Genomic DNA, 22,117 nt, shown 5'->3' with positions numbered 1-22,117 from the left:
CTCACGCACAGAAGACCCACACTTTATCCACAGGTTTCCCCCAGACTGTCACCTTGCAAACACCCCATTAGCGCATTATCTTGTATCCCCATCGTCGCCACCCCCTATATCTTGGGTTTCGAGCGCACGAACGGCTACAACGGAACCAACCGCGCACGGACCACTCTGATGGCTCCGGCGGCTCCGCAAAAAAGCATTTTCCAGACGTACTGAAAGCATCGACGGCGCTCACCGCAAGGAGCCCTTCATGACGTTGGAAAAGCGGTACGGGTGTTGCAACGGACGCTGTAAACAGACAGTCAACACCACTAGGTATTGTGTTCGACGGCAAAACGCCACGAACCCGCCAGGGCCAGGGAGGCACTCACAGTCCCCACCCTCAGCATTCGAATGAAGCAGCCGCCGCGAGGCCGGCTGCCCGGCTCTTTATCGATTCAAGGGAATGGGCGCCCCGGCGCCCGCTAGCAAAACCATTACGAGAACGTGGAGATACCCACCCATGCATACCGACACCACACGCGAGAACCCGCAGGCCAGTGCGCCGCAGGCCGCCGATTCGTCGCAGGATCTGGCCGCCACCGCGCCGGGCCAGCTGCGCGTGATCAAGCGCAACGGCACCGTAGTCCCCTACACCGATGACAAGATCACCGTGGCCATCACCAAGGCGTTCCTCGCCGTGGAAGGCGGCACCGCCGCCGCCTCGTCGCGTATCCATGACACCGTGCGCCGCCTGACCGAGCAGGTCACCGCCACCTTCAAGCGCCGCATGCCGTCCGGCGGCACCATCCACATCGAAGAGATCCAGGACCAGGTCGAACTGGCCCTGATGCGCGCCGGCGAGCAGAAGGTCGCCCGCGACTACGTGATCTACCGCGAAGCCCGCGCCGCCGAGCGCAAGAACGCCGGCGCCGCCAGCGACGTCGCCCAGCCGCACCCGAGCATCCGCATCACCCGCGCCGACGGCAGCCTGTCGCCGCTGGACATGGGCCGCCTGAACACCATCATCAGCGAAGCCTGCGAAGGCCTGGCCGAGGTGGACGGCGCGCTGATCGAGCGCGAGACCCTGAAGAACCTCTACGACGGCGTCGCCGAGAAGGACGTCAACACCGCCCTGGTGATGACCGCGCGCACCCTGGTCGAGCGCGAGCCGAACTACTCCTACGTCACCGCCCGCCTGCTGATGGACACCCTGCGCGCCGAAGCCCTGGGCTTCCTCGGCGTGGCCGAGAGCGCCACCCATCACGAGATGGCCGAGCTGTACGCCAAGGCCCTGCCGGCCTACATCGAGAAAGGCGCCGAGTTCGAGCTGGTCGATGCCAAGCTGAAGGAATTCGACCTGGAGAAACTGGGCAAGGCCATCGATCACGAGCGCGACCAGCAGTTCACCTACCTCGGCCTGCAGACCCTGTACGACCGCTACTTCATCCACAAGGACGGCATCCGCTTCGAACTGCCGCAGATCTTCTTCATGCGCGTGGCCATGGGCCTGGCCATCGAGGAGAAGGACCGCGAGGCACGTGCCATCGAGTTCTACAACCTGCTGTCGTCCTTCGACTACATGAGTTCCACCCCCACCCTGTTCAACGCCGGCACCCTGCGTCCGCAGCTCTCCAGCTGCTACCTGACCACCGTGCCGGACGACCTGTCGGGCATCTACGGCGCCATCCACGACAACGCCATGCTGTCGAAATTCGCCGGCGGCCTGGGCAACGACTGGACCCCGGTGCGCGCGCTGGGCTCCTACATCAAGGGCACCAACGGCAAGTCCCAGGGCGTCGTGCCCTTCCTGAAAGTGGTCAATGACACCGCGGTCGCGGTCAACCAGGGCGGCAAGCGCAAGGGCGCGGTCTGCGCCTACCTGGAGACCTGGCACCTGGACATCGAGGAATTCCTCGAGCTGCGCAAGAACACCGGTGACGACCGTCGTCGTACCCACGACATGAACACCGCCAACTGGATCCCCGACCTGTTCATGAAGCGCGTCTTCGACGACGGCTCCTGGACCCTCTTCTCGCCGTCCGACGTCCCCGACCTGCACGACCTCTACGGCAAGGCCTTCGAGGAGCGCTACGAGTACTACGAGGCCCTGGCCAGCTACGGCAAGCTGAAGCTGCACAAGGTCGTCCAGGCCAAGGACCTGTGGCGCAAGATGCTCTCCATGCTGTTCGAGACCGGCCACCCGTGGCTGACCTTCAAGGACCCGTGCAACCTGCGCAGCCCGCAGCAGCACGTGGGCGTGGTGCACAGCTCGAACCTCTGCACCGAGATCACCCTGAACACCAACAAGGACGAGATCGCCGTCTGCAACCTGGGCTCGATCAACCTGGTCAACCACATCGTCGACGGCAAGCTGGACACCGCCAAGCTGGAGAAGACCGTCAAGACCGCGGTACGCATGCTCGATAACGTCATCGACATCAACTACTACTCGGTCCCGCAGGCGCAGAACTCCAACTTCAAGCACCGTCCGGTCGGCCTGGGCATCATGGGCTTCCAGGACGCCCTGTACCTGCAGCACATCCCCTACGGTTCGGACGCGGCCATCGCCTTCGCCGACCAGTCCATGGAAGCCATCAGCTACTACGCGATCCAGGCTTCCTGCGACCTGGCCGACGAGCGCGGCGCCTACCAGACCTTCCAGGGCTCGCTGTGGTCGCAAGGCATCCTGCCGATCGACTCGGAGAAGAAGCTGATCGAAGAGCGCGGCGCCAAGTACATCGAAGTCGACCTGTCGGAAACCCTCGACTGGGCGCCGCTGCGCGAGCGCGTACAGAAAGGCATCCGCAACTCGAACATCATGGCCATCGCGCCGACCGCGACCATCGCCAACATCACCGGCGTCTCGCAGTCGATCGAGCCGACCTACCAGAACCTGTACGTGAAGTCGAACCTCTCCGGCGAATTCACCGTGATCAACCCCTACCTGGTGCGCGACCTCAAGGCCCGCGGCCTGTGGGACCCGGTCATGGTCAACGACCTGAAGTACTACGACGGTTCCGTGCAGCAGATCGAGCGCATCCCGCAGGACCTCAAGGACCTCTACGCCACCGCGTTCGAAGTCGAGACCCGCTGGATCGTCGAAGCCGCCAGCCGTCGCCAGAAGTGGATCGACCAGGCCCAGTCGCTGAACCTGTACATCGCCGGCGCCTCGGGCAAGAAGCTCGACGTGACCTACCGCATGGCCTGGTTCCGCGGCCTGAAGACCACCTACTACCTCCGTGCCCTGGCCGCCACCAGCACCGAAAAGTCCACCATCAACACCGGCAAGCTCAACGCCGTGTCGGCCGGTGGCAACGACGGCCTGCAAGCCGCCCCAGCCGCCGAGCCGAAGCCGGCGCCGGTGCCGCAGGCGTGCAGCATCGATAACCCCGACTGCGAAGCCTGCCAGTGATCGCGCGTCGCTGAACGGCGTCCGTGTCGCGGCCGGGCAAGCCGGACTCCTCGCGTGGGTTCGGCCTGCCCGGCGCCTGACGGTCGCTCGTCCAGCGCCACGCTGGCAGCGCAAGGCCCCTCGCCAGGGCCAGGAACAATCCCCTTCTTCCCTCCGGGGGAGAAGAACGGCCCGGCCAGACCGTGCCGGACCACCGCTTTCGCGTGCACCTCACGCCCCATATCCAGGCCGCCGAGACGGCCGCCAGACCAGGAGAGAGCAAGATGCTGAGCTGGGACGAATTCGACAAAGAAGACCCGACCGAAGCCAAGGCCGCGCCCGCCGCCGCCCAGGCCGTTGCCCAGGGCCATGACAAGCTGGACGACGAAGCCGCCGGCTCGGTGGAAGAAGCGCGCGCCGTTTCCGCCGACGACTCCGACGCCGTCGCCCGCGCCAAGAAGGCCCTGAACGACCTCGACATCCAGGAAGGCCTGGACGACCTCGAAGGCTCCGCCGCGCGCGTGCAGGTCGGCGACAAGCAGATGATCAACGCCCGTGCCGACCTCAACCAGCTCGTTCCCTTCAAGTACGACTGGGCCTGGCAGAAGTATCTGGATGGTTGCGCCAACCACTGGATGCCGCAGGAAGTCAACATGAACGCCGACATCGCCCTGTGGAAGAGCAAGGACGGCCTCAGCGAAGACGAGCGGCGCATCGTCATGCGCAACCTCGGCTTCTTCTCCACCGCCGACTCGCTGGTCGCCAACAACCTGGTGCTGGCCGTGTACCGCCTGATCACCAACCCCGAGTGCCGCCAGTACATCCTGCGCCAGGCCTTCGAAGAGGCGATCCACACCCACGCCTACCAGTACTGCATCGAGTCGCTGGGCATGGACGAGGGCGAGATCTTCAACATGTACCACGAGATCCCCAGCGTGGCGAAGAAGGCCTCGTGGGGCCTGAAGTACACCCGCTCGATCTCCGACCCGATGTTCCAGACCGGCACCCCGGAAACCGACCGCCAGTTCCTGCGCAACCTGATCGCCTACTACTGCGTGCTGGAAGGCATCTTCTTCTACTGCGGCTTCACCCAGATCCTCTCCATGGGCCGCCGCAACAAGATGACCGGCACCGCCGAGCAGTTCCAATACATCCTCCGCGACGAGTCGATGCACCTGAACTTCGGTATCGACGTGATCAACCAGATCAAGATCGAGAACCCGCACCTGTGGGACGCCCAGATGAAGGACGAGGCGACCCAGATGATCCTCCAGGGCACCCAGCTGGAGATCGAATACGCGCGCGACACCATGCCGCGCGGGGTGCTGGGCATGAACGCGGCGATGATGGAGGACTACCTGAAGTTCATCGCCAACCGGCGCCTGACCCAGATCGGCCTGAAGGAAGAGTATCCGGGGACCACCAACCCGTTCCCGTGGATGTCGGAGATCATGGACCTGAAGAAGGAGAAGAACTTCTTCGAGACGCGGGTTATCGAGTACCAGACGGGGGGGGCCTTGAGCTGGGATTGATGATGGTGTAAAAGGTCGAGACCATTAGTAGCGCTGTGCCACCACATGGATTGTTGGGGAAGCGATAGAAAGACCGAAGCCCCGCCTTGTGCGGGGTTTTTTATTGGAGAAAGAAATGCGACCACAAATTGAGTTCCGACACGTCCTTAGTGAATTATCCGTCAATAGAAATGATCCATGCGAAGTTCTTCGCGAGCTTATCTCAAACTCATACGATGCAGACGCTAAGAATTTATTTTATGCACCACTAAAGTCTGAAAAAGGTTTTATATTTTTTGACGATGGAACAGGCCTTGACACTGAAAAGAAGACAAATGGAGTAACTCCATACGAAGCATTTTTCTCCATAGGAAAGTCAACAAAGAAAAAAGGAGAAGCTATTGGATACAAATGCCAAGGCTCCAAGCTTTGCTTCGCCTGCGCTCGCATACTCATTGCAACAAAGTTTGGTAAAAAAAATACAGAATGGCATTTCAAGTCCGTCGAAAACCCTAGAAAAAACCTAGACATAAGCACCAACATTACCCCTGAAACCTCGGAAAATCTTGAGAAAATCATATCTAACTTTTTACCCGAAACATCAGCAGACACCCAACTTGCGATAGACTCATTAATAAAATTTATAAAAGAAAAAAACTGCCAAACCGGGACATTGATAATAATAGACGGATTAGACACAGAAAATTTTAGCAAATACTTCCAGTTTGGAAAAAAAATTGAAGAATCATATGCTTACAACTATGTTAGACTATATACAAAGCACGGAGATACTCGTGCTCTAAATAAAGATCAAGGCTTTAGCTCCACACAAATAACTCAGACTTCTGATGGATTCAAAAAATCAGAACTTATATTCTATGGAAACAAAAAAACGCATAACATCCCATTTGGTTTCCCATATCTAAAATCCAAAGAGACAGACGCAGAAGTAAAAACCCCATCTCAAGTTTCCCGACTCAGAGATGGGCGATTCTTTTCTCGAGCAGCAAAAAGATTTCAAATCTCAGGCACATATTACACTGTAATCATGGCTCTTGATGGGAATAGACGGGCTCACGAAGATTATCCAAACCTAGATAGAAAAGGTAAAACAAAATCCGGTATACGACTGGGAGATCAACGAGGGCTATTCATTTCTGTAAACGGCATAAAGATATGTAGATATATGGATATATTCTCTAGCCTGGAAGGCTATGAGATACTCGCAGAGGGCGAAAGCCCTAGCCATTACACGTTAATTCTAGATGGCGACTTCGACCTCGTTACAAACCGTAACTCACTTAGCAAGAAAGCTTTTGACGCCCTTTCCGACCCCGACCTCCTCAAAGAAATAAAAAAATTTCTAGATCACTTAAAGAAGACCGACAAGGTATTTCAAGAGCTTCTCTCTCGACTAAAAAAAGAGAGCACTGAAAACAAACTAAACGAGCAAATAGAGATACTCGACACATCAAAAGAAGACCTCAAGAGCAGAGAAAAATTCAGAATAAAAGATCAAAGCAAAAATAATCTAATCTTTGTATCCCCACAACCTGGCGAAGAGTACTTAGTTGGGGTTCTTTACTCATCCCTATATAACCTAATAGATCCGAGCAATGAACATTATGACAAATGGAAAAGAGTAATAACATTCTCCACCCAGGGGATTGACAGCCTCGGCATAAAAGACACAAGCACTACCCACCCCCTAGCAAGTGAAAATATCGTATCAATAGAATACAAGTACAACTTTAATAACTACGGCCCATTCAACCACGCCTTAGCAATTGTTGATTACATAGTAGCCTGGGAAGTGGACATAGAAGAAGAGCAAATAGTTCAAGACACTTTCACTTGCTCTGGAAGAATCAAGCAATCAGACAACACCGACTTCGAGTGGGAAATATACGAGATAGAAAGCAATGATGGAGCACAATACCCAAAAGAAGTAAAAGTTATCTGCTTAAAAAAACTCATAGAGAAAACTTTCAACACAAAGTTCAGATAAACTTAAAAACCAGGTATTTAACAGGATTTAAGCACTTCACGTTCTATACACCGCTACTTAGCAGAAATCCGTGTTTCGCCCCCCGGCGAGTCACTTTTGCCAATCGCGGCAAAAGTAACCAAAAACGCTTGCCCCTGCATCCGGCCCCAGTCGCTTCGCGACTGGGGTTCCCTCCCTCCATCGCCGTTCCGGGGGCACGCCGCCACGGTCCTTCGTGGACCGAGGCGGCTTTCGCGGCATCCTGCCGCTCAACCCCCTACACGACGATTCCGCTCGGCCTCCTGATGGGGCGGACCGGAGCGTCGGATATTTCTCTGGAAGAGGTAGGGCAAATCACGCACAGCGTGATTCGCAAGATGGGGCAGAGTTGCCAAGCGCCGGGCGGCGCAGGTTTGGTAAAAAGCCTTGTTTCATGTGGTTTCTTTGATAGAGAGAGTCTTTCAGCTTCGCTCATTCCGCTCGGTTGTTTCGTTCCTCTCGTCTCAATACTCTGCCACCGGCGCCTAAGAAACGCTAAACCACGCAGCGGCCAGACCGCTCCCGACAGCCAAGCGGCTTTTTTGAGTCTGCGGTATTCTCTCGCCCTCAAAATCTCTGCAACGCCGGGAGTGGACGAATACAAGACCCGAAAGGGAAATATGTCCGGCCCTCTGCGTGGGGTTTTCTTAACTCCCGGCACCCCAGCCCCAAGAAAGCTGGTCACATCACGCAGAGGTAACGGAAATGCCTATCACCAATCCCATATCTCCATCCACACCGCTTCATCCCACTACCTCCCCGGAGGTGCGCCATGTCTGACGCCCCCCTCCACTACAGCCGTTTCACCCACCACCATCGGGTCCTGCGCGCCGTGCTGCTGGATGAGGAAGGCTGGTTCGTGCTCTCCGACCTGGTACGGCTGCTGGGCCGTTACCTGGGCGGTCGGGCGCCGGCGGCGTTGTGTGACGAGGCGCCGTGTCCGCTGGCGACGGCGGAACAGCGCGAGCGCTTGTTCGCCCTCTGCCATGCGCTGGAGCGGCATCTGGACACCGATCAGTGGCGGCTCGCCTGGCTCCATGACGAACGCCACGGGCCACGCCAGGACTGCCTGGTCAGCGAGTCCGGGCTCTACGCTCTGCTCTGGCTCGCAGCGCCTGGCGCGGCACGGGGTTTGCGCCGTTGGGTCAGCGGCTCGGTGCTGCCACGCCTGCGCAGCCAGTCCCGCCCCAACGCCACGCCCCAGCGCGCCGTGCTGCACTGGAAAACCGCCGAGATCGACACCCTGCACTGGCAAGGCAAGACCTGGATCCCCCTCTCCGACTGCCCCCAACTCCTCGACAGTCCACGCCCGCTGATCCGGGCCTGACCCCGTCATACGCCCTGAAAGGAGTCAGGGCTTGAAGCAACAGAGTGATCTTTTCCCTCATGACCACTAAAAATCTAGGTTTTTCCAGTAACGCTCTCTTTCTTTACAACTATCAGGCCAAGGAAGAGCACTCTATTGCCAAATAGAATATTTTTAAATTTAAAAAGAACCCCCATGCAGCAGGACCTTCCTCTACAATCTATAGTTAGGCGTAAACCCCAATAAAATACTCCAATCCAACCGGAAGCTTTTCGCCTATAACCTCCTCAATCCTTACAACATCATCATTCTTAATAGGATATTCACCCTCAATATTCTCACCCTTCTTCCAACGCATCACCTCCATAACTTGCGAAATATATTCGAAAGGAACAGTTTTTTCATATTTCAAGGACTCATCATTTCCCGATGGTAGGTACCCAGAAATCAATACAGTCATGTTTCTACACTCCTTTTTGGATCAGCAGACTTCGTGCGAGCACCAGTATTAGAATCAAACCCTCCCAAGTGCCACCCTCTCTTGTCATACATCTCAAAACTGCCATGCTGAGAATCCCATTTATAGATATTCCCTTTTATCCTTCCAGTGCTTCCGCAACCCACCACCACCTTGAATAGAAGTTTTTGGCTTAGCTCTCAAGGCGTCGGGGAAGGCAGGTAGTGTTGCCGGAGCAGGATAGTAATACACAAGGCTTTCAATTCAAAATCGCAGACTCACGCATTTTGCGACTGACGCACTAACTGACAATTCGGCGATTTACATCTGCTCTCGAAGCATGGATTGGCTAAGAAACAGGCGAAGCCCATAAACTGACTTCGCCTGATCTATATCTTCGGATATAAAGGATCATCAGCTAGATATATTTATATTTCTTCAAAAGCTCTCTAACCTCCTGCTTTAGCTCCTCTTCATTTATCTCACCATCATTATCCTTCGGTCCATCCGTGAAGCAATCTGCCATTCCAAACATAAGCCTGAGGCAAGCGCCAAGATTATCATCATCCTTTTTCAGCAAGCCTGACGCACCTTCGCTACGCCACATTTCAAAGAATTTTTTTGTGAAACTCTTTCCGCTTAACGATCCATCCAAAAAATTTCTTGCAAGATCAATAAGTGCCATGCTCATTTAAATCACCTCATTCTCAAAATAGTTTTTTCCTGTCTGCTTCCTGGCTCAAGATACCACCCTGACAAAAACATTCCATCCTCTTTGAGAACAACCACAATACTAGTATCAGGACTGTAAAATAATTGGATCCTTGATACCTATGACAAACCCCTTGCAAATTATGTCGTGCTTTATCGAAGCGCTCCTGCCTTATCTGCATGACTTCTTCATAAATGTACGATTTGGCGTTGTCGCCTTCAGCTTCCCGCTGGACTCCCTTGACCTTACGAGTCATCCGCTCGTAATCTTCCGGCCACAACGCTTGCTCCATGCGCAACGATGCCTGACCCAGCAAATGCAGCAGGCCGAACAGGCGCATATCGTTGGTGGCAACGATGTGTTCTCGAATCCACTCTTGGGTTACTCCGCAGGCCAGATGTGTTTCTGGCGTTGATGTGCTGTCATAGTCGGCTCGGAATCCCGCTTCTTTGGCGAGCTGTGCCCAGTGCTGGCCAATGCCTGGATGTTGGATGTACTCATTTGCTCATCCACTTGCGCAGCAGGCGCTTTTTCAGGGACGCGCGTTCTTGCGGGTTGTGTCCCTTGAGGTTAGCGACACGATCTGCCGTAGCAGCCTGGCGTATGAGGGGCCAGTAGGAACGCCCATCCTTACGTGGCACCAGTGTTATTGACCTGACTTTCCAGTAGGGAGAGGTGGGCTGCTGGCCAACGTGGAGAGCTCGCTACGGCAGCTCGTGCGCCCGACGATGGGTGTTTTGCGGTGGTTGCGGCTCATAATGTGATTGTCTTCAAGAATATTCAGGACAGACTGTCAAGATAGAGCAGCGTCAACATGGAACAAGCCCCGTCGAAACGGGGCTTGTTGATGGCCAACTAACCGGCCTTAAAGCCAGGAAGCCCCTTGGAAGCACGCCATTCTTTAACTTCCTTTACAACTCCAGCTGGGCTATCTTCTCTATTTTCGTTGGGGTAGTAAAGAAGGTCTGAGCCGCTTGGGTGTTCCGTTAGTTTTTTAAATTCAAGCACGGCTTGAATATGAGACTCCTCGGTAGGGAACTTTTTCTTATTGTTTGTGTATATGTCTTTAACAAACTCAAGAAACTCTTTTTCCGTATATTCGGAAATCTTGGACTTCATATCACTCCCCTCCCTTGTGGATTTCTATATGACGTTTTGGCGTTACCGCAACAAGGTTCCCCATATTGTAAACGCCGCCTCCATCTGCTATTCGAACCTTGTGGTGGATTTCGATCTTTATTCTCCCGCCAGCCTGTTCTGACTCTCTGACATAAGGAGCACCTCCATCTCTCATTACAGCTAAACTACCAGGATTAAACTGTTTACTTAACTCAGGATCATTAGCCACAGCTATCCAGAATTGTTCCCGAAAGTCCCGCCAGTTTTTGAATGTCTTACCACGTAGTTTATCCGCAATCTGGCTTGGAATTGGAGCCCCCTCACCTTGAGAGGCGGCGCCGAGCCAATTACCGCTGACGGGCTGTCCCTTGCCAGTCGCAGCACCAGGTACATCCCGCGGATCCCTGAACATCACATAGATCGGCTTGATCCCCGAGTCGGCCGGGAAGCCGATGATCAGGTCTTCCGGTAGTGTAATCACCCCAGGATAGGTTTCCGGGGTAGCCTTCACCGGTGTAAGGGTCGCTCCCTCATATACCGGCACCGGCTTCGGTACGACCGGAGTGGTACTCGAAGGGTTCTGGTTTCCTGGAGGACTCGCCGGCGTCCAGGTCAGGATCAGTGGCGGCGCTTCTGCGGTCGTAGAGGGAACCGTAACCTCGTACAGGCCTGTCGTGGCATTGTAGGCCGCCATCCGGACCGGAACGGCTTTCGGAACGCTCACACCATCGGTGCTGACCACCGAAAGGGTCGTCGTGTTGCCTCGTGCCTCGTTGGTCAGGCGCATCGGCAGATCGACGGTACCGCTGGCTTTTGCAACCGCGTTCAGGTTTACGCTTGGGGGAAGCCCCAATTTAGCGGCATCCATGCCCAGGGCGTAACGAACGCTATCGGGCGTTTGGTCCTGCCATTGCTCGGCAGTCCGGGAGGAGTAGGTCAGACTGGCAAAGCCCACGGCCATCACCGAGGGTGCTGAAGCCAGGACCCGGCCCAGGACGGCAATCGCATCGGAGATCGCTTGAGCAAGGGATGCGGCGCCTTGTGCGACCTGGATCAGACCCCGGCCTGCGGCGGTGGCGACAACGCTGCCATTGGCTGGCATGGCATAAGTATTGGCAGCCCTGATCGCCGCTTGACGAGCGATTTCCTTGCGCCTTGCCGTTTCGGCGTTCAGCTTGTCCAGCCGGGCTTGCAGGCTGGCGATTTCATCCACTAGGAGATCGGCGTTGTAGGTTGCCTTTTGTTTCTCCAGTGCATTGGGTGCCTTGGCAATCAAGGCATTGTTTGCAGTCTGCAATTTCTTCTTATTGGCGATCGCCTGCGTAACCAGTTGAGTAGCGCGTTCAAGCCACTGCTCTGGCGTTGGATTGGTCAGTTGAGGCAAAGCATTCCCAGCCTGGTCAAGCTCGGACTGCACTTTTTTCTCGACATTTGCCTTCCTGGCCTTGTAGTCCGCCTCCACCTCAGCAGCGGCTCGCTGGGCTTCTGCTTCCAATGACCGGGCTTTATTCTCCAGCTCTTGAGACGTTTGTTTCAAGATAGCGATTTGCTCCTTATAGATATCGGCGCTGTACGCTTTGGCCAGCTCACTCATATGGCGATCCAGGAACTCTCCATAGAATTTTCGGCTGGCCAGCAACTGACTCTGGTACATCGACTCTGACTTCTGAGGAAAGTCTGAAGCCGTATAAAGATTGGCCGGGCGATCCTCAATGACCTTTAGCGATTTTGCTTTGGCATCCATGAGTGCATCAACGATACTCTTTTCATCGCGGATGTCATTGGCACTGACCGCTTTACCTGGCAACCCCGCTTCATTCTTGAGTTCATCAACCTCCTTCAGGGTTTCATTTTTCAGGTTTTTCTTGAGCTCTGAATGGGACTTATCAAGCGTACTTCTTAGCTTCCTGTACTCCTGCATTCCAGTACCGACATACGGACTTGGTCCTGGTGGGACAAATGGTGGAGTACCGTAGCTTGATCGAGCAGGAATATACTGGATTATGTCACGCCCACCACCCTGCACATGTGTAATAACCATCGAACCAGGTTCGTAATCATTGACAGCCATAGATCGCCCCTACATTAATTTGAAAGTGTAATGTATTGAGCGACTCCCACCTCGAGAACCCTCTCCCAGTCAATAAGCCCCAATGCATCGGCAATACACTGCAATCAACTTCAATATCCCGTGTTTAGATGATCCAGAAGGTGCGCTCTCTCGCCTCTTATAATCGCGCCTGCGTCAAACGGTCATTTCCTTAACGCACACCTCATCTACCCCGGCCAGTCACGGAAGCCGCATACCTTCGGTTCATTAACGAACTCCCACTTTCAAAATTCATCCATGCCGCCCCTTCGCGAGCTTCCGGACAAAACCACGCTGATTGCGAGCCCAGCGTTTTTGATTGCAAGCCGCTGCACTTGGTCAGGCCGTTTCCGCAGCGCATGAAGTCCTGGCCGATCTACCGGCAGGGCCAGCCATCGTTCGACGAATAAAGCCACCTCAGCCATGATGCCCTTTCCATCCCCAGCGGAACCCCGACATGGACGCCAAAGCCCTGCTCCTCGGCAGCCTCTGCCTGGCCGCCCCATTCGCCGACGCGGCGACGCTCGACAATGCCCTCTCCGCCTGCCTCGCCGCCCGGCTCGGTGCACCGCACACGGCGGAGGGCCAGTTGCACCTGCCACTCACCCTTGAGGCCCGGCGCTCCACCGGCGAATGCGGCTGTACCTCAGCGCTGGTGCGATATCGGCTGCTGGCCAGGGGCGCCAGCGCCGACAGCCTCGTGCTTCAAGAGGGGCTGCTCGATAGTCGCCAAGACACGCCGCGCACGCTGACCCTGGCGGCGGACGCCGGCTTGGCGAGCGGCCGCGAACTGGTCGTCACCCTGGGTTGCCAGGCGCCTGACTGACAGGCCGGGCTGCCACCACCAGGCCGAGATGGACGCCCTGCATGCACACGCCGATCGGCAAGCCTCCCGTTCGCACATTCACCACTCTGCAATCCAGTTCATAAATCCCATAAAAGCCCTCTTCCGCTCCCCGCCAGCCTCCCCGCATCCCTCACCCTAGACGCCCCGCCGCTCTCCGCCGGCTCGCCCGACAAGAAAAACCAACCGCTCGATCAGCCTCATCCTTCACCCATCACAGGAGCCATCGCGATGCACCTGATATCCCATTGGATCCCCCTGGTCGCCAGCCTCGGCCTGCTCGCCGGCGGCTCGTCCGCGTCCGCCGCCGAGGAAGCCTTCGATCTCTGGAACGAATGCGCCAAAGCCTGCGTGCTCGACCTCAAGGACGGCGTGCGTTCCAGCCGCATGAGCGTCGACCCGGCCATCGCCGACACCAACGGCCAGGGCGTGCTGCACTACTCCATGGTCCTGGAGGGCGGCAACGACGCGCTCAAGCTGGCCATCGACAACGCCCTCAGCATCACCAGCGACGGCCTGACCATCCGCCTCGAAGGCGGCGTCGAGCCGAACAAGCCGGTGCGCTACAGCTACACGCGCCAGGCGCGCGGCAGTTGGTCGCTGAACTGGCTGGTGCCGATCGGCCACGAGAAGCCTTCGAACATCAAGGTGTTCATCCACGAACTGAACGCCGGCAACCAGCTCAGCCACATGTCGCCGATCTACACCATCGAGATGGGCGACGAGTTGCTGGCGAAGCTGGCGCGCGATGCCACCTTCTTCGTCAGGGCGCACGAGAGCAACGAGATGCAGCCGACGCTCGCCATCAGCCATGCCGGGGTCAGCGTGGTCATGGCCCAGGCCCAGCCGCGCCGGGAAAAGCGCTGGAGCGAATGGGCCAGCGGCAAGGTGTTGTGCCTGCTCGACCCGCTGGACGGGGTCTACAACTACCTCGCCCAGCAGCGCTGCAACCTCGACGATACCTGGGAAGGCAAGATCTACCGGGTGCTCGCCGGCAACCCGGCGAAGCATGACCTGGACATCAAGCCCACGGTCATCAGTCATCGCCTGCACTTCCCCGAAGGCGGCAGCCTGGCCGCGCTGACCGCGCACCAGGCCTGCCACCTGCCGCTGGAGACTTTCACCCGTCATCGCCAGCCGCGCGGCTGGGAACAACTGGAGCAGTGCGGCTATCCGGTGCAGCGGCTGGTCGCCCTCTACCTGGCGGCGCGACTGTCGTGGAACCAGGTCGACCAAGTGATCCGCAACGCCCTGGCCAGCCCCGGCAGCGGCGGCGACCTGGGCGAAGCGATCCGCGAGCAGCCGGAGCAGGCCCGTCTGGCCCTGACCCTGGCCGCCGCCGAGAGCGAGCGCTTCGTCCGGCAGGGCACAGGCAACGACGAGGCCGGCGCGGCCAGCGCCGACGTGGTGAGCCTGACCTGCCCGGTCGCCGCCGGTGAATGCGCGGGCCCGGCGGACAGCGGCGACGCCCTGCTGGAGCGCAACTATCCCACTGGCGCGGAGTTCCTCGGCGACGGCGGCGACATCAGCTTCAGCACCCGCGGCACGCAGAACTGGACGGTGGAGCGGCTGCTCCAGGCGCACCGCCAACTGGAGGAGCGCGGCTATGTGTTCGTCGGCTACCACGGCACCTTCCTCGAAGCGGCGCAAAGCATCGTCTTCGGCGGGGTGCGCGCGCGCAGCCAGGACCTCGACGCGATCTGGCGCGGTTTCTATATCGCCGGCGATCCGGCGCTGGCCTACGGCTACGCCCAGGACCAGGAACCCGACGCGCGCGGCCGGATCCGCAACGGTGCCCTGCTGCGGGTCTATGTGCCGCGCTCGAGTCTGCCGGGCTTCTACCGCACCGGCCTGACCCTGGCCGCGCCGGAGGCGGCGGGCGAGGTCGAACGGCTGATCGGCCATCCGCTGCCGCTGCGCCTGGACGCCATCACCGGCCCCGAGGAGGAAGGCGGGCGCCTGGAGACCATCCTCGGCTGGCCGCTGGCCGAGCGCACCGTGGTGATTCCCTCGGCGATCCCCACCGACCCGCGCAACGTCGGCGGCGACCTCGACCCGTCCAGCATCCCCGACAAGGAACAGGCGATCAGCGCCCTGCCGGACTACGCCAGCCAGCCCGGCAAACCGCCGCGCGAGGACCTGAAGTAACTGCCGCGACCGGCCGGCTCCCTTCGCAGGAGCCGGCCTTCTCGGGGCCTGGCCATACATCAGGTTTTCCTGATGCCAGCCCAATCGAATATGAATTCATCCTGATAGGTAATCCGCCTAACCTGCGTCTGCCACGCTTTCGCTCGTCCCGGAAGCGGCCATAACAATTCCAATAGCCGACGAGGACTCTCCATGCTCACCCATCGCATCGGTGGCATCCGCCTTTCCCCTTCCCCGCAGCGCTCGCCCGGAGACCGCCATGACTGATCTCCGCGATACCTCCCGCGACGAACGCCTGCTGGCGGCCCACGGCTATCGCCAGGAACTGGAGCGCGGGCTGAGCCTGTGGTCGTCCTTTTCCGTCGGCTTCGCCACCATCTCGCCGGTGGTGGGCATCTACTCGGTGATGTCCCTCGGCGCCATGAGCATGGGCCCCTCCTGGGTCTGGGTGGTGCCGCTGTGCCTGCTGCTGCAGTTCGGCGTGGCGCTGGTCTACGCCGAGCTGTCCTCGCAGTTTCCGCTGGCCGGCGGCTGCTACCAGTGGGTGCGGCGCCTGGTGGGCGACCGCCTGGCCTGGTTCACCGGCTTCCTCTACCTGGCTTCGGCGCTGGCCTCGCTGACTACCGTGGCCTACCTCGGTGGCTTCTGGCTCGGCCTGCTGGCGACCGGCGCGCCGCCGTCGGCCAACGGCCAGGTGCTCTGCGGCGCGCTGCTGCTGGCGCTGGGACTGGCGGTGAACCTGCTGGGGATCAACCCGTTGAAGTACTTCGTCAATGCCGGGATCGTCGCCGAGGCCATCGCCTCCATCGGTATCGGCGTGCTGTTGCTGCTGTTCTTCCGCAACCATCCGCTCGATCTGCTGTTCAGCGGCCCGGGCGGCACAGGCGATGCGGACGGTTCCTACCTGGACGGCGTGCTGACCGCGCTGGCGGTGGGCGGCTGGGCTTTCCTCGGCTTCGACGCCTGCTCGCAGATTTCCGAGGAAACCACCGATGCCCGCGTCTCCACTCCCCGGGCGATCCTGCGCTCGATGCTGGTGGTGGGATTCACCGTGATGCTCACCGCCTTCGCCGTGACCCTGTCCTACCAGGACATCGGCGCGGTGGTCAGCGGCCAGGTGGTCGACCCGGTCACCCCGGCGGTGGTGGACGCCTTCGGCGCCTGGGCCGAGCGGCCCTTCGTCGCAGTGGTGCTGATCGCCTTCGTCGCCTGCGTGGTGTCGGTGCAGACCTACATCGGCCGGGCGATCTTCGGCATGGCGCGCGACGCCATCCTGCCCGGCTCCGCCCTGCTGCGCCGGGTCGACCGGCGCAAGGTGCCGATGGCGGCGATGGTCTGCAGCACGCTGCTGGCCAGCCTCGGCCTGGCCCTGGGGCTGAACGCCACGGCGGTCGGCACGCTGATCGCGTTCGGCAGCGGCGGTTTCTTCGTGGTCTTCCTGATCGTCGCCGCCTGCGCTCTCTGGGCCCGCCTCGTCGGCCGCTGGGACCCGGACAAGGGCGCCTTGCGCCTGGGGCGCGCGGGGCTGGCGGTGAACGTCCTGGCAGTCGCCTGGCTGTCGTTCGAGGCGCTCAACGTCGCCTGGCCGCGGGCCAGCCTCGCCCCGCCCGACGCGCCCTGGTTCCAGGTCTGGGCGGTGGTCGTGGTGTTCTCCGCGCTGGCCGCGTTCGGCCTGCTCTACATGGTCATCGCCAAGCCGCATCGGCGCATCGCCACCAGCCTCAGCTTCGCCGCTCCGCCGGCGGACTGACCCGCACGCGCCGGCCGTTCCGGCGCCTCCTCCGGTTGTTCCCGCACGCTGGCTTCGCGCCCGGCGGGGCCCGGCTCATCCTGCTTTCACGGAGCATCGCCATGAGCGACCTGCATTACTGGAACTACCCCACCGATATCCTCTGCGGCGTCGGCGCCCTGGAACAACTGCCGAGGCGTTGCGCGCTGGCGGGCGCACGCCGGCCCCTGCTGGTCACCGATCCCGGCATACGCGCCCTGGAGCCCCTGCGCCTGGTGCGCGAATGCCTGGAACGCGCCGGCATCGACCATGACCTGTTCCACGAACTGTCGAGCAACCCCAGCCTCGCTGAAGTCCACGGCGGCGCCAGGCGCTTCGAGGCTGGCGGGCATGACGCGCTGATCGCCCTCGGCGGCGGCAGCGCCCTCGACGCGGCCAAGGGTATCGCCCTGCTCAGCCGCGATCCGCACGGCCTCGAACGCTTCGAATGGACACAGACGCTGCGCAGCTATCCGACCCTCGCCGACTACCCGCTGCTCGGCCTGCCGCCGCTGCTGGCGCTGCCCACGACCGCCGGCACCGGCTCGGAACTGGGACGCGAGGCGGTGCTGACCGATACGCAACTGGGCATCAAGCGGGTCGTCGGCCATCGCGAGCTGCTGGCCGCCTGCGTATTCCTCGACCCGCGCCTGACCCGCGGGTTGCCGCCGGCGCTGAGCGCCGCCACCGGCATGGACGCCCTCACCCATCACCTGGAGGCGCTGTTCTCGCCGCTCTACCATCCGATGTCGGCGGGCATCGCCCTGGAAGGCGTGCGCCTGGTCAGGCAGCACCTGGAAAACGCCGTGCGCGACGGCAACGACCTCGCCGCCCGGGAAGGCATGCTGGTAGCCTCGGCCAGCGCCGCGGTGGCATTCCAGAAGGGGCTTGGCGGGGTCCACGCCCTGGCCCACCCGCTGGGCGCTCGCCATCACCTGCACCACGGCCTGCTGAACGCCGTGCTGCTGCCCTACGTTCTGCTGGCCAACCGCCCGGCGATAGAAGCCGACGCCGCGCGCCTGGCGCGCTACCTGGAACTCGACGAAGCGAGCTTCGACGGCCTGCTGGCGTGGATCCTCGAACTGCGCGCGCGCATCGGCATCCCGGCGAACCTCGCCGCCCTCGGCCTGGATGGCGAGGACGCGCAATGGGTGGGCGAGCAGGCGCTGGCCGACCTGTCGTCCTCGGCGACCAACGCCCTGCCGCTCGATGCCCGGGATTATGCGCGCATCTACCGCCAGGCGGTGGCCGGGACTCTCGCCTGAGCGCTCAGGACCCCAGGCCGTGGACCTGCAGCAGGTCGTCGATGAAGGCGCGGGCGGCTTCGCTGAGGGGGCGCCCGGCATAGACGATCATGCTGTGCTCCACCGGATAGCTCAGCCGCTCCGGCAACAGCGCGCGCATCCGCCCGCGCTCGATCCAGGCTTCGGCGTAATGGGTCGGCAGGTAGCCCAGGTGGGTGCCGGCCAGCACGGCATGGGCGACCGCTTCCATGTGGTAGGCGGTGGCGCGGCTGCGCGACGGGCGTAGCGGCAGGACCAGGTTTTCCGGCAGGAAGCCATGCATCACCCAGTCACAGGCGGCGATCCGCTCCAGGGTCGGCTGCGCCTCGGCGAACAGCGGATGGCGATCGCCACAGAACACGCCGATCTCTTCGCGATACAGCGGGCGGTATTCGAGGCTCGGCCGCGAACGGCTGAAATAGGAGATCGCCAGGTCCAGCTCGCCTTCGATCACCGCCAGTTCCAGCTCGGTGGGCGAATTGACGAAAAGGTTCAGTTGGACATCCTGGTCGCGCCGCTGGAAGCGCGCCAGCGCATCGCCGAAACGGGCCTGGGGCAAGGTCGCGAGATTGTCCGCCAGGCCCAGGTACAGCTCCCCGACCAAACGTCCGGATAACGCCTGCGCCTGGTCGCGAAACAGGCCGATGGCGTCGAACATCGTTCGCGAAGCCTCCAGCACCCGGCGACCCTTGGCGGTCAGTCGGAAGCCGCCCTTGCCGCGCTCGCAGAGCCGGTAGCCGAGGCGCTTCTCCAGGCTGGCGATGTGCATGCTGATGTTCGACTGGCTCATGTTCAGCTCGGCCTGGGCCGCGGTGAAACCGCCGCACTTCACCACGCAGGCGAAGATGCGCAACAGACGCAGGTCTAGGTCGGTGACGTTTCTCAGCATGGCGGTCCGATCCGGCGCGAGGTCCCGCAGTCTAGCCGAGCGCCGCGACACACGGCCATCCAGCGGCGGCGCACGGCGCGCCAGAGGCGCTGGCACATCATCGAAAATCTGGTCTATTCCAATTTCTTGAAAATACGCGGAAAAGTCCCGCCCAAAGGTGCAACCAGGACAAGAAAACGCACCAATACCGGGCAATCCCTCGAAAAAATCGAATGGTTTCGCTCTATTTTTGGTCTAGACCATAAAAATACCCGGTGCTAGATTGACCTTCGCCAGCCGGCCCAGCCTGACCGGATCGGCGCTACGCACCGCCGCCACACCTTCACAATCCATCTCAGCCTCGGCAGGACCGAGCAGGAGCGCGTCGACAGCCAACCTTGCGCACGAAAAAAGTCATGGGAAAGGCATCTGGCCTAGACCATGCATCCGGACAGCTTTGCAGCAGCACAACAAGAACAACCTCCCCGCACTGTCTAGACCCATAGGGACCCACATGAACAACCACAACGGTACCCTGCACCGTGGCTGGCAATCGCTCCAGCGCTGGCGCATCCAGATCTTCGTCATCACCTGGCTGGCCTACGCCGCCTTCTACTTCACCCGCAAGGCCTTCTCGGTGGCCAAGCTCGGCATCGCCGAAGACCCCTCCTTCGAGCTCGACAAGAGCGCCATGGCCGATCTCGATGCCCTCTACCTGGCCGCCTACGCCGTGGGCCAGTTCATGTGGGGGGTGTTCGCCGACCGCTTCGGCACCCGCGTGGTGGTGCTCGGCGGTTTGCTCACCTCGGCGCTGGCGGCGCTGGTGATGGGTACCTTCGCCACCCTGCCGATCTTCGCCGCCTGCATGGTGGTCCAGGGACTGGCGCAGTCCACCGGCTGGTCGGGGCTGTGCAAGAACATCGGCGCCTTCTTCGCCACCTACGAGCGAGGCCGCGTGCTCGGCCTGTGGAGTACCTGCTACGCCTTCGGCGGGCTGGTGGCGACGCCGTTCGCCGGCTGGTGCGCCTACCGGTTGACGCATGACTGGCGCATGGCCTTCCTGTCCTCGGCGGGAGTGGTGCTGGCGGTGGCCGTGCTGTTCTTCTTCCTCCAGCGCAACCGTCCGCAGGACGTCGGCCTGCCGCCCGTGGAGGCCGAGGCCGCGCCCCCCGCCAACGCGCCCCGGCCGAGCCATTCCGGCGCCCTGCTGAAGGCGCTCAGGAATCCCCACGTGCTGGTCCTCGGCATCGCCTACTTCCTGCTCAAGCCGGCGCGCTACGCGATCCTGCTCTGGGGCCCGGTGATCATCTACGAACGCATGCCGGAGATCGGCAAGGTCGCCTCGGCCATCGTGCCTTCGGCCTTCGAGGTCGCCGGGCTGGCCGGGCCGATCCTCATCGGCCTGGCCTCGGACAAGCTGTTCGGCGCCCGCCGCATGCCGGCCTGCGTGCTCAGCCTGGCGGCGCTGACCGTGAGCCTGGCGCTGTTCGTCCCGGCGATGCAGAGCGGCAGCCTGTACCTGGTGGTCGGCCTGCTGTTCATGATGGGCGTCACCCTCTACGGGCCGGACTCGATGATCAGCGGCGCCGCCGCCATCGACTTCGGTACCAGCGAAGCAGCCGGTACCGCCACCGGCTTCGTCAACGGCTGCGGCTCGGTCGGGGCGATCCTCGGCGGCCTGCTGCCGGGCTACTTCGACACCCTCACGGTGTTCTTCGTGTTCACCGCCACCGCGCTGCTCGCCAGCCTGCTGCTGGTGCCGTTCTGGAACAGCCGGCCAGGCGCGTGCCGCGTCGAACCGAAGGCGCATGCCGGCGGGCCGCTGCTGGCGGCCGGCAAGCCGCGTTGAAACCTCGCCGAACCACCGCCCGGCGCCAGGCGTGCCGGGCCAATCCCTAGCGAACAAGGAACCGCCTATGCCACTTGCCCTCTTCGACCTCGACGACACCCTGATCGACGGCGACTGCGCGACCCTCTGGGGGCGCTACATGACCGAACTGGGCTGGGTCGAGAAGACCGCCTTCCTGCACCAGGAACGCCGCCTCATGGAACTCTATGCCGAGGGCCGGCTGGCCATGGAGGACTACATGGACTTCAGCCTGGCGCCCATCGCCGGCCGCACCCCGGCGGAGATCGCCGGCGCCGTCGAGGATTTCGTCGCGCGGATCATAGCGCCGCGCATCCACGCCGACGCCCTGCGCTGCCTGGAACGCCACCGCCAGGCCGGCGACCGCCTGCTGATCATCTCCGCCTCGGCGCACTTCCTGGTCAGCGCCATCGGCCGCCGGCTGGGGGTGGACGAGGTGCTGGCGATCGACATCGAGGAGCGCGACGGCCTCTACACCGGGCGCACCCGCGGCACCCTCACCTACCGCGAGGGCAAGGTCCGTCGCCTCGACGCCTGGCTGGCCCAGGAGGGCGAGACGCTGGCCGGCGCGGCCTTCTATTCCGACTCGCGCAACGACCTGCCGCTGCTCTCGCGGGTCGACCGGCCGCACACGGTGAACCCCGACCCGGCGCTGCTCGGGCACGCCCGCGAGGCCGGCTGGCCGGTGCTGGAATGGCGCTGAGAAGGCGCGCCGCGCTATACCGCCGGCGGCCCGGAAGCATTACCCT

The 22,117-nt window shown here is 60.8% G+C and carries 16 protein-coding genes and 3 pseudogenes; 10 read left to right on the top strand and 9 right to left on the bottom strand.

The annotated features are described in order from the left end of the window. Positions 1–499 precede the first annotated feature (499 nt). The 4 genes from FHW81_RS14435 to FHW81_RS14420 all read left to right on the top strand — a co-directional run bounded on the left by FHW81_RS14435 (position 500) and on the right by FHW81_RS14420 (position 8,234). Entirely contained in the window at positions 500–3,391 is a 2,892-nt protein-coding gene (locus tag FHW81_RS14435) for a ribonucleoside-diphosphate reductase subunit alpha (protein ID WP_003082358.1), read from the top strand. Between the two features lie 263 nt (positions 3,392–3,654). Beyond that, on the top strand, positions 3,655–4,902 hold the full coding sequence (locus FHW81_RS14430; RefSeq protein ID WP_003086547.1) for a ribonucleotide-diphosphate reductase subunit beta: 1,248 nt from the start codon (positions 3,655–3,657) through the stop codon (positions 4,900–4,902). Between the two features lie 115 nt (positions 4,903–5,017). Further along, a complete protein-coding gene (locus FHW81_RS14425; protein ID WP_139148139.1) occupies positions 5,018–6,889 on the top strand; it encodes an ATP-binding protein in 1,872 nt (623 codons plus the stop codon). Between the two features lie 790 nt (positions 6,890–7,679). After that, complete coding sequence (locus FHW81_RS14420; protein WP_058175499.1) at positions 7,680–8,234, top strand: BRO-N domain-containing protein; 555 nt, start codon at positions 7,680–7,682, stop codon at positions 8,232–8,234. 205 nt (positions 8,235–8,439) lie between these two features. Here the strand turns inward: FHW81_RS14420 and FHW81_RS14415 are convergent, their stop codons facing one another. From FHW81_RS14415 to FHW81_RS14380, 8 genes and pseudogenes are all read right to left on the bottom strand, one after another. Next, the gene (locus FHW81_RS14415) at positions 8,440–8,673 is read right to left on the bottom strand and encodes a pyocin S6 family toxin immunity protein (protein WP_003116336.1); all 234 of its coding nucleotides are present in this window, start codon (positions 8,671–8,673) and stop codon (positions 8,440–8,442) included. Beyond that, a pseudogene (locus FHW81_RS14410) lies at positions 8,670–8,922 on the bottom strand (colicin E3/pyocin S6 family cytotoxin). The gene FHW81_RS14415 and the pseudogene FHW81_RS14410 overlap by 4 nt, the downstream one beginning before the upstream one ends. A gap of 166 nt (positions 8,923–9,088) precedes the next feature. After that, entirely contained in the window at positions 9,089–9,361 is a 273-nt protein-coding gene (locus FHW81_RS14405) for a colicin immunity domain-containing protein (RefSeq protein WP_058355026.1), read from the bottom strand. Between the two features lie 16 nt (positions 9,362–9,377). Then, positions 9,378–9,722 carry a hypothetical protein gene (locus FHW81_RS14400; RefSeq protein WP_003082347.1) on the bottom strand — a complete coding sequence of 115 codons (345 nt, stop codon included), beginning with the start codon at positions 9,720–9,722 and terminating at the stop codon, positions 9,378–9,380. 157 nt (positions 9,723–9,879) lie between these two features. After that, positions 9,880–10,139: pseudogene (locus tag FHW81_RS14395) on the bottom strand (hypothetical protein). A gap of 98 nt (positions 10,140–10,237) precedes the next feature. Continuing rightward, complete coding sequence (imm, locus tag FHW81_RS14390; RefSeq protein ID WP_003112475.1) at positions 10,238–10,501, bottom strand: pyocin-S1/S2 immunity protein; 264 nt, start codon at positions 10,499–10,501, stop codon at positions 10,238–10,240. A 1-nt stretch (position 10,502) separates the two neighbouring features. Further along, complete coding sequence (locus tag FHW81_RS14385) at positions 10,503–11,369, bottom strand: S-type pyocin domain-containing protein (protein WP_225045387.1); 867 nt, start codon at positions 11,367–11,369, stop codon at positions 10,503–10,505. Between the two features lie 337 nt (positions 11,370–11,706). Next, a pseudogene (locus FHW81_RS14380) lies at positions 11,707–12,572 on the bottom strand (hypothetical protein). A gap of 475 nt (positions 12,573–13,047) precedes the next feature. On the opposite strand from FHW81_RS14380, the gene FHW81_RS14375 reads away from it, so the two are divergent. From FHW81_RS14375 to FHW81_RS14360, 4 genes are all read left to right on the top strand, one after another. Next, positions 13,048–13,416 (top strand): DUF2195 family protein, encoded by a 369-nt coding sequence (locus FHW81_RS14375; protein WP_003112477.1) that lies wholly within the window; start codon positions 13,048–13,050, stop codon positions 13,414–13,416. Positions 13,417–13,665: 249 nt separating this feature from the next. Then, entirely contained in the window at positions 13,666–15,582 is a 1,917-nt protein-coding gene (gene toxA, locus FHW81_RS14370; RefSeq protein ID WP_003120572.1) for an exotoxin A, read from the top strand. Between the two features lie 259 nt (positions 15,583–15,841). After that, positions 15,842–17,332 carry an APC family permease gene (locus tag FHW81_RS14365; protein WP_003082330.1) on the top strand — a complete coding sequence of 497 codons (1,491 nt, stop codon included), beginning with the start codon at positions 15,842–15,844 and terminating at the stop codon, positions 17,330–17,332. Positions 17,333–17,433: 101 nt separating this feature from the next. Then, positions 17,434–18,615: an iron-containing alcohol dehydrogenase gene (locus FHW81_RS14360; protein ID WP_023089999.1), complete on the top strand. Its 1,182-nt coding sequence runs from the start codon at positions 17,434–17,436 to the stop codon at positions 18,613–18,615. A 4-nt stretch (positions 18,616–18,619) separates the two neighbouring features. On the opposite strand, the gene FHW81_RS14355 is transcribed toward FHW81_RS14360, so the two are convergent. Further along, positions 18,620–19,522, bottom strand: a complete 903-nt coding sequence (locus tag FHW81_RS14355) for a LysR family transcriptional regulator (protein ID WP_003116332.1) — start codon at positions 19,520–19,522, stop codon at positions 18,620–18,622. Between the two features lie 493 nt (positions 19,523–20,015). On the opposite strand from FHW81_RS14355, the gene FHW81_RS14350 reads away from it, so the two are divergent. Both FHW81_RS14350 and FHW81_RS14345 read left to right on the top strand, forming a co-directional pair. Continuing rightward, complete coding sequence (locus FHW81_RS14350) at positions 20,016–21,350, top strand: MFS transporter (RefSeq protein ID WP_003145458.1); 1,335 nt, start codon at positions 20,016–20,018, stop codon at positions 21,348–21,350. 67 nt (positions 21,351–21,417) lie between these two features. After that, the gene (locus tag FHW81_RS14345; protein ID WP_023090738.1) at positions 21,418–22,071 is read left to right on the top strand and encodes an HAD family hydrolase; all 654 of its coding nucleotides are present in this window, start codon (positions 21,418–21,420) and stop codon (positions 22,069–22,071) included. Positions 22,072–22,117 lie beyond the last annotated feature (46 nt).

The organism is Pseudomonas sp. RC10-4-2 (assembly GCF_050433085.1).
GTDB classification, from domain to species: domain Bacteria; phylum Pseudomonadota; class Gammaproteobacteria; order Pseudomonadales; family Pseudomonadaceae; genus Pseudomonas; species Pseudomonas aeruginosa.
This window is presented reverse-complemented; position numbering and strand designations above follow the sequence as displayed.